The organism is Mitsuaria sp. TWR114, assembly GCF_007997345.1.
In genome coordinates, this window is the sequence record NZ_VOSR01000154.1 from 1 (window position 1) to 8,639 (window position 8,639).

8 protein-coding genes are annotated in these 8,639 nt (G+C 67.2%); 5 read left to right on the forward strand and 3 right to left on the reverse strand.

Going from position 1 to position 8,639, the window contains the following annotated elements; genetic code table 11:
- Positions 1–84 precede the first annotated feature (84 nt).
- From FUT87_RS07130 to FUT87_RS07140, 3 genes are all read left to right on the forward strand, one after another.
- The gene (locus FUT87_RS07130; protein WP_147240564.1) at positions 85–1,353 is read left to right on the forward strand and encodes an RsmB/NOP family class I SAM-dependent RNA methyltransferase; all 1,269 of its coding nucleotides are present in this window, start codon (positions 85–87) and stop codon (positions 1,351–1,353) included.
- 268 nt (positions 1,354–1,621) lie between these two features.
- Positions 1,622–2,833 carry a fatty acid desaturase gene (locus FUT87_RS07135; protein ID WP_255511713.1) on the forward strand — a complete coding sequence of 404 codons (1,212 nt, stop codon included), beginning with the start codon at positions 1,622–1,624 and terminating at the stop codon, positions 2,831–2,833.
- 152 nt (positions 2,834–2,985) lie between these two features.
- Positions 2,986–3,504, forward strand: a complete 519-nt coding sequence (locus tag FUT87_RS07140) for a DUF3016 domain-containing protein (RefSeq protein WP_186830402.1) — start codon at positions 2,986–2,988, stop codon at positions 3,502–3,504.
- A 119-nt stretch (positions 3,505–3,623) separates the two neighbouring features.
- Here the strand turns inward: FUT87_RS07140 and rpmG are convergent, their stop codons facing one another.
- The 3 genes from rpmG to trxB all read right to left on the reverse strand — a co-directional run bounded on the left by rpmG (position 3,624) and on the right by trxB (position 5,249).
- Positions 3,624–3,794 carry a 50S ribosomal protein L33 gene (gene rpmG / locus FUT87_RS07145; RefSeq protein WP_058934741.1) on the reverse strand — a complete coding sequence of 57 codons (171 nt, stop codon included), beginning with the start codon at positions 3,792–3,794 and terminating at the stop codon, positions 3,624–3,626.
- 22 nt (positions 3,795–3,816) lie between these two features.
- On the reverse strand, positions 3,817–4,050 hold the full coding sequence (rpmB, locus tag FUT87_RS07150; protein WP_022979438.1) for a 50S ribosomal protein L28: 234 nt from the start codon (positions 4,048–4,050) through the stop codon (positions 3,817–3,819).
- A 239-nt stretch (positions 4,051–4,289) separates the two neighbouring features.
- Positions 4,290–5,249 (reverse strand): thioredoxin-disulfide reductase, encoded by a 960-nt coding sequence (gene trxB / locus FUT87_RS07155; RefSeq protein WP_147240567.1) that lies wholly within the window; start codon positions 5,247–5,249, stop codon positions 4,290–4,292.
- Between the two features lie 179 nt (positions 5,250–5,428).
- Between trxB and FUT87_RS07160 the strand changes: the two genes are divergently transcribed.
- Positions 5,429–6,046 carry a cyclic nucleotide-binding domain-containing protein gene (locus tag FUT87_RS07160; RefSeq protein WP_147240568.1) on the forward strand — a complete coding sequence of 206 codons (618 nt, stop codon included), beginning with the start codon at positions 5,429–5,431 and terminating at the stop codon, positions 6,044–6,046.
- A 141-nt stretch (positions 6,047–6,187) separates the two neighbouring features.
- Positions 6,188–8,639 (forward strand): condensation domain-containing protein (locus tag FUT87_RS07165; RefSeq protein WP_147240569.1); only part of this gene is annotated, 2,452 nt, incomplete at its 3' end.

Consider the following 8,639-nt stretch of genomic DNA (forward strand, 5'->3'; position numbering starts at 1 on the left):
GGAGGGGAGCGCGGTGGGCGCGGCGCTGGGGTGGGGGGAGGGCGGGGCGTCGCTCATGCGGGAAGGCTCGGGGATAATCCGGCGATGCATCCTAATGCCCTTCTTGAACTCTGCGCCGAACTGGTGGACAGCCTGCTGCTGTTCGACAAGCCGGCCGACGCCCTGGTCTCCGACTTCTTCCGCGCCAACAAGGCCCTCGGCCAGCGCGAGCGCCACACCATCGCCGAAACCGCCTACGCCGTGCTGCGCCAGCGCCCGCTGCTGCAGCACCTGGCCCAGTCCGGCCGCGGTCCGATGGCGCGGCGCCTGGCGATCCTCGCCTGGGCCGGCAACGAAGCGTTCCTGCGCGGCGCGCTCAAGGACGAGGAGCAGCAGTGGCTCAAGCAGGTGGGGTCCATCGACCGCGCCAAGCTGCCCGAGAAGCTGCGCCACAACCTGCCCGACTGGCTGGTCGAGCCGCTGAAGGCGCGCCTGGGCGACGAGCAGTTCTGGCAGCTGGCCGACGCCGTCAACGCGGCCGCGCCGCTGGACCTGCGCGTGAACCTGCTCAAGGCCAAGCGCGAGGAGGTGCAGGCGGCGTTGAAGGACAAGGGCTTCAATTCGACGCCGACGCCGTATTCGCCCTGGGGCCTGCGCCTGGACGGCAAGCCCGCGCTGCAGAAGCTGGACGTCTTCACCAGCGGCCAGGTCGAGGTCCAGGACGAGGGCAGCCAACTGCTGTCGTTGCTGACCGAGGCCAAGCGGGGCGAGATGGTGGTCGACTTCTGCGCCGGTGCCGGCGGCAAGACACTCGCGCTGGGCGCCGCGATGCGCAACACCGGCCGGCTGTATGCGTTCGACGTGTCCGGACACCGGCTCGACAAGCTCAAGCCCCGGCTGGCGCGCAGCGGGCTGTCCAATGTCTACCCGGTCCAGATCAGCAATGAGCGCGACGACCGGATCAAGCGCCTGGCCGGCAAGATCGACCGGGTGCTGGTCGACGCGCCGTGCTCGGGCCTGGGCACCCTGCGCCGCAATCCCGACCTGAAGTGGCGCCAGTCGCCGGACAGCGTCAAGGAACTGCATGACAAGCAGGTGGCCATCCTGAACAGCGCCGCCCGCCTGCTCAAGCCGGGCGGCCGACTGGTCTACGCGACCTGTTCGCTGCTGGATGCCGAGAACGAGGCCGTCGCCCAGGTGTTCTCCGAAGCCCATCCCGACTTCACGCTGCAGCCGGCCCACGAAGTGCTGGCCCATGCGCAGGTCAACGCCGAGCAGGCCATGGCGCTGTCCGACAACGGCTACCTGCGCCTGTGGCCTCACCGCCATCACAGCGACGGTTTCTTCGCGGCCGTCTGGGAACGCAAGAAGTAAGGCGGACAGGTCCGGCTGGTGCCGTGTAATTCTTATAACGAACTGATCACCTCGCGGACCACGCTGCGAACCGGATCGCCGGCGTTCGAGGGCCTGCGGGGTTCGTTCGATGGATCACGATGTCAGGCCATTCCAACCCTGGTGCGTCAAAAGCAGGCGGGAAAGCCGGTCTGATTTGGGCGATTTCTAGAGGGCCTCGCCTACAATCGTGGCTTCCTGTGGACAACTGGCTCCTCGCGAGCAGGGTTAGGACCGAATGAACGTATTGATGTCTGTGCACGATGCCGTCCTCAACTGGATGATCGACGGCTTCACCGGCGCCAGCTGGTGGCAGATCGTGGTCTTCACGCTGGTGGTGACGCACATCACCATCGCCGGGGTGACGATCTTCCTGCACCGCGCCCAGGCGCACCGCGCGCTCGACCTGGGGCCGATCCCCTCCCACTTCTTCCGCTTCTGGCTGTGGCTGACCACAGGCATGGTCACCCGCGAGTGGGTGGCGATCCACCGCAAGCACCACGCCAAGTGCGAGACCGAGGAAGACCCCCACAGCCCGGTCACCCGTGGCATCAAGACCGTGATGACCCGAGGCGCCGAGCTGTACCGCACCGAGGCCAAGAACGAAGAAACCATCAAGAAGTTCAGCCATGGCGTGCCGGACGACTGGATGGAGCGCCATGTCTACAGCGGGCGCTCGGTCTGGGGCGTGTCCCTGATGATGATCATCGACCTGGCGCTGTTCGGTGTGGTCGGTCTGGCGGTGTGGGCCGTCCAGATGGTCTGGATCCCGTTCTGGGCTGCCGGCGTGATCAACGGCGCCGGCCACTACTGGGGTTATCGCAATTTCGAGGCGACCGATGCGTCGACCAATGTCTCCCCGTGGGGCCTGATCATCGGTGGCGAGGAGTTGCACAACAACCACCACACGTATCCCACGTCGGCCAAGTTCTCGGTCAAGCCGTTCGAATTCGACATCGGCTGGGGCTACATCCGCGCGATGGAGATGATTGGTTGGGCGAAGGTGCGCAAGACCGCGCCGCAGATGAAGACCGGCGAGATCAAGGCCGTCGCGGACAAGGACACGCTGGAAGCCATCATCGCCAATCGCTATGAGGTGATGGCGCGTTATGCCCGCGGCCTGCGCGGCGCCTGCAAGGACGAGCTGGCCAAGCTCAAGGCAGCGGGTGAGCAGCACAGCGTCAAGTTCCACCAGTTCAAGCTGGCCAAGCGCTGGCTGCATCGTGACGCCGAGAAGATCCCGGCGGTCTTCCAGGCGCAGTTGGATGGGGCTCGCGCCGCCAGCCCGGTGCTCGACAAGCTGGTGACCATGCGCGAGGAACTGCGTCAGCTGTGGACTCGCACGAACGTGTCGGCCGAGCAGCTGGTGCATGACCTCCAGGCGTGGTGCCGCAAGGCCGAGGAAAGCGGTATCGCCGAACTCAAGGCCTTCGCAATGGGGCTGCGCGCAGTGCGCGCCTGATCGACTGATACGCCTGTCGCGTGCGGTGAGGCCGTCTCGGTGATGGCTGTCACCGGGCGACGGATGAAGGAATGCAAAGGGCGCCCTTACCGGGCGCCTTTTTTCATTGGGGCGCCCATAATTTGTTGGGACCCTCACACAAGGAGACTGACATGACTGCCGCAATCCCGTTCAAGCGCATCGCGCTGGTCAGCCTGATGACCCTGAGTTTTGGGGCGATGGCGTCGGTGGCCCAGGCGCAGGCGGAGGTGAGCTTCATCAAGCCGGAGAATTTTTCGGACATCGGCTTCAACTACGTGGATCGCACCACGGCAATGAAGCAACTGGAGGATCACTTCAAGGCGCTGGCCGCCCGCGAATTGCCGGGCAAGCAACTGAAGATTGAAGTGACCGACATCGACCTGGCCGGGGAATTGGAGCCGGCGGCCCGCGTCGACCGCCTGCGGGTGCTGCGCACTGTCACCATTCCCCGGATGAGCTTCACCTACACGCTCAGCGAGAACGACAAGGTCCTGAAGTCCGGGAAGGCGGACATCAAGGACATGGACTACCAGAACGCAAGCAACCGCTACTTCGACTCCGAGCCGCTGCGCTATGAGAAGAAGATGATCGACGACTGGATGGCCAAGGATCTGCTGGGCAAGGACCGCTTGGCGCGCATTACGCCCTGAGCGACGCGGGAGAGCCCAGATCGGCGGCGCATCGCTCGCGCTCCAGAATGAAAAAACCCGCCGATCGGCGGGTTTTCTTCAAGGTGAGGGCGGTGCTGTCGCAGCCCTCTCACGCTGAATCACTTCAGCTTGGTTTCCTTGTACAGCACGTGCTTGCGCGCCTTGGGGTCGAACTTCATGAATTCCAGCTTTTCGGGCGTGGTCTTCTTGTTCTTGTTCGTGGTGTAGAAATGACCGGTGCCGGCAGTGGATTCCAGCTTGATCTTTTCGCGTCCGCCTTTGGATGCCATGGTGTCGCTCCTGGTTCAGTGATTAGGCTTGACCGCGGGCACGCAGGTCGGCCAGCACGGCGTCGATGCCCTTCTTGTCGATCAGACGCAGCGCGGCGTTGCTGATGCGCAGACGGACCCAGCGGTTTTCGCTTTCGACCCAGAAACGGCGGTATTGCAGGTTCGGCAGGAACCGGCGCTTGGTTTTGTTGTTGGCGTGGGAAACGTTGTTCCCGACCATGGGCTTCTTGCCCGTGACTTCGCAGACGCGTGCCATGAGGACACTCCGATACTTGTCATCCGGCGACCGTCCCAATCGTCCCGACCTTGCTGTCGGATCGCGGGCGGCGGCCTCACCTCGCCATAGGGTGGCGGTTTCCCATCTTCCCCGCGTCGAGATCCTTCACAGGTTGTCGGCGCAGGAAAACGGCGAGTGTAGCAGAAACAGACCGGCCCGCGGAAGAGCGGGCGGCTGGAATGCGGGTGTCGCCTGAATGGCGCGCGGACTCGCGGTGCTCAGCGGGCTTCCTGCTCCAGGAAGCGCTGGGCGTCGAGTGCGGCCATGCAGCCGGTGCCGGCGCTGGTGATGGCCTGGCGGTAGACGTGATCCTGCACGTCGCCGGCGGCGAAGACGCCGGGCACGCTGGTCATCGTCGCGAAGCCTTCCAGGCCGCTCTTCGTGCGGATATAGCCATCCTTCATCTCGATCTGGCCGGCGAAGATGTCGGTGTTGGGCTTGTGGCCGATGGCGATGAAGCAGCCTTGCAGCTTGACGTCGGTGGTCGCGCCGTCCTGCGTGCTCCTGATGCGCACGCCGGTCACGCCGCTGGCGTCGCCCAGTACCTCGTCCAGCGTGTGGAACAGGTGCAGCTCGATCTTGCCGGCCTGGACCTTGTCCATCAGCTTGTCGACCAGGATGGGCTCGGCGCGGAACTTGTCGCGGCGGTGGATCAGGTGGACCTTGCTGGCGATGTTGGACAGGTACAGCGCTTCCTCGACCGCGGTGTTGCCGCCGCCGACCACGCAGACCTCCTGCTCGCGATAGAAGAAGCCGTCGCAGGTCGCGCAGGCGCTGACGCCGCGGCCCATGAACGCTTCCTCGGACGGCAGGCCCAGGTACTGCGCCGAGGCGCCAGTGGCCAGGATCACCGTGTCGGCGGTGTAGACGGCGCTGTCGCCGGTCAGCGTGAACGGACGCTTGGAGAAGTCGACGCTGTTGATGTGGTCGAAGACGATCTCGGTCTGGAAGCGCTCGGCATGCTGCTGGAAGCGCTGCATCAGCTCGGGACCTTGCACGCCCATCACGTCGGCGGGCCAGTTGTCGACCTCGGTGGTGGTCATCAACTGACCCCCTTGCGCCATGCCGGTGACCAGCAGCGGCTTGAGGTTGGCGCGGGCCGCATACAGGGCGGCGGTGTAGCCGGCGGGGCCGGAGCCGAGGATCAGCAGTTGGGCGTGTCGGGTGTTTTGGCTCATGACAGGCAATTGGGGATGCGCACAGCGGACGCAAGGGTCAATAGCCTACGGCCGTTACAGCGTTGACCCTATGAACAGCCGTGAACAAATTGGCACAATGCATCCATTCTAGGTGGCGGGTCCCTCTGCCATCCTGACAACCACGATTGACCCTAACCCCCGACAGGAGGCATCCCTTCATGGCCATGTTGTCCAACTTGGATCTGATCCGCAGGGTTCCCTTGTTCTCCCTGCTGACCGCCGACCAGGCCCAGTCCATCGCGGACAGCGTCGTCAAGCGGCGCTTCAAACGCGGCGAGTTGATCGTCGAGCAGGGCACCAAATCCAACGCGCTCTTCATCCTGCTGAACGGTCGGGCCCGCGTCCTGACCGCCGACAGCAGAGGCCGCGAGGTGATCCTCGCGGTGCTTCAGCCCGGCGACTATGTCGGCGAGATGAGCCTCATCGACAACGAGCCGCACTCGGCCACCGTCAGAGCCGAGGTGCAGACCGACATGCTGGTGCTGGGCCGTGCCGATTTCGCGCGTGGCCTGCCCGAGCCGTCGAGCCTGGCCTACGGCATCCTGCGCGGCCTGGTCGCGCGCCTGCGCAAGCTGCTGGGCATCGAGATCGAGCCCGGCCTGGTCTTCGACCACCCGACCGTGGCCGAGCTGGCTGCCGCGCTGCGCGCCGGCCCCTGGGACACCTCGGGCTTCGAGCGCCTGGCCGCCACCGACTGGCAGACGTCCGAGACCGCAGGGCCCCAGACAGCGACATCCGAGACAGCGGCCTCCGAGACCGCGACGCCGTCCCCCTGATCCCTCCGTTGCACCGATGAACGACATGACCCTCCCGCCTGTGCCCGCCGCTGACGACCTGGGCGTCGCCGCGCCGCCACCCACCGCCCGCGTCGCCGACGGCGAGGCGTCCGTCTGTCGTTCACGCAGGAGCCGCTGTGGGTGCTGCAGCGCCTGGGCGAGCGCATGACCGCCTACAACCTGCCACGCGTCATGCGCCTGCGCGGCCCGCTGCGGGCCGAGGCCCTGCAGCGCGCCTTCGAGGCGGTGATCGCGCGTCACGCGATCCTGCGCACCCGCTTCCTCGAACGAGACGGCCTGCCGATGGCCGTGGCCGAGCCGCAGGTCGCGTTCACGCTCGGGCAGACGGACGTCTCGGCGCTCGCGCCGCAGGCGCGCGAGGAGGCGATCGCGCGCGAGGTGCAGGCCACGCTCCACCACGTCTTCGACCTGGCGGTCGCGCCGGCGATGGTGGCGCGGCTGCTGAAGCGGGGCGAGGACGACCACGTCCTGGTGCTGTGCCTGCATCACATCGTGTCGGATGCGTGGTCCAACCCGGTCTTCGCCGCCGACCTGTCCACGGCCTACGGCCTGGCGCTGCGGCAGGCGGGCCCGGTCCAGCTGCCACCGCTGCGCTTGCAGTACGCGGACCACGCGGTCCGCCAGCGCGAGACGCTGGCGCGCGGCGGGTTCGATCGCGCGCTCGCCCACTGGAACGCGCAGCTCGGCCCCGAGGTCCCGGTGCTGGCCTTGCCGACCGATGCGCCGCGTCCCGCGATGCCGTCGTTCCGCGGCACGTCGATCGACTTCGCGCTCGAGCCCGCGCTGGAGGCGGCGCTGCGCCAGTTCTGCCGCGCCGAGCGCTGCACGCCCTTCGTCGTGCTGTTTGCCGCCTGGCAGCTGCTGTTGGCGCGTTTCGCGCGGCAGTCGGAGTTTGCCGTCGGCGTGCCGCATGCGGGGCGCCAGGACGAGGAGGTCTTCGGCCTGATCGGCTTCTTCGTGAACACCCATGTCTATCGCGCGCGGCTGAAGCCCGAGCAGACCTTGCGGGCGTTGTGCCGCCAGATCCGGAGCGATGCGCTGGCGGCGATGTCGCATCCCGACCTGCCGCTGGACCTGCTGCTGGCCCAGCGCAACGAGCGCCGGGATCCGACGCGCTCGCCGCTGTTCCAGGTGCTCTTCGGCGTGCAGATGGGGGACCTGCCGGCGCTGGCCTTCGACGACGTCACGGTCGAGTTCGTCGAGCAGGGGGATGTCAACGCGAAATTCGACCTGTCGATGAACTTCCAGGTGGGCTCGGCGCGCATTGGCGGCCGGCTCGCCTACAACACCGACCTGTTCGAGGCCTCGACGGCGCGGCGGCTGGTCCGCGCCTGCGTGGCGATGTTGGAGGCCATCGTGCGCGCGCCCGACCAGTTCGTCGGGGCCGTCGGCCTGGCGGATGAAGATGACCTGCGGCGCCTCGCGGCCTGGGGCCTCGGTAAGCCTGCGCCAGTCCCCGTGGGCGCATCGGCGCTGACCGGCTCGTCTTTCGTGCCAGTGCATGAGCATGTTGCCCTGCACGCGCGACGTCATCCGCAGGCCACAGCGCTTGTCCAGGAGGACGACGCGCTGACCTGGTCCGTGCTGGATCGTCGAGTCGATGAGCTGGCGCGACGGCTGCGCGATCGGGGCATCGGCGCCGACGCGCGGGTGGGCCTGGCCTTCGACCGCTCGATCCCGATGGTCGTCGCGATGCTCGGCGTGCTGCGCGCTGGCGCGGCGTTCGTGCCGCTGGACCCCGCGCTGCCGGCAGAGCGCCTGGCTTTCCAACTGCGGGACAGCGGCGCGGTGCTCGTGATCCGCGACGCGGTAGGCGATGAGGTTGGTGATGGGGGTGACGACGGCGACCCGGCCTGGGCCTTCGGTGTGCCGACGATGCGGCTTCCAGCTGGTGACCATGGCGACGACACCGACCGGGCGCGCTCGCCGCGTGGAGCGACCGCGACTTCGACCGCGAGCGCGACCGCGACCGACACGGTCATACCCACCGCGGTCCATCCGGACCAGGCGGCCTACCTGATCTACACCTCAGGATCGACGGGCCGCCCGAAGGGCGTCGTCGTCAGCCATGGCGCCTTGGGCAACTACCTCGACGGCGTGCTGCATCGGCTGGACATCGACGACCGCCTCTCAAGCATGGCCATGGTCTCGACGGTGGCCGCCGACCTCGGCCACACGGTGCTGTTCGGCGCCTTGCGCGCGGGGTTGACGCTGCATCTGATCTCCGCCGCACGGGCGTTCGACCCGGATGCCTTCGCCGAGGTGATGCGGCGGGAATCGATCGACGTGCTCAAGATCACGCCCAGTCATCTGCTGGCCTTGCTCGGCGCCCGCGAGGCGGCGGACGCCTTGCCGCGTCACCGGCTGGTCCTGGGCGGCGAGGCCACGACCTGGGCGCTGCTGTCGCGCATCCAGGCGCTGCGGCCGGCGCTGCGCGTCTTCAACCATTACGGCCCGACCGAGACCACCGTCGGCACGCTCACCCAGGAGGCGGCGACCGCGGACCGATCGGCGGCGACGCTGCCGGTGCGGCCGTCCTCGAAGCGGACCGCCGTCTCGATGTACTGCGACG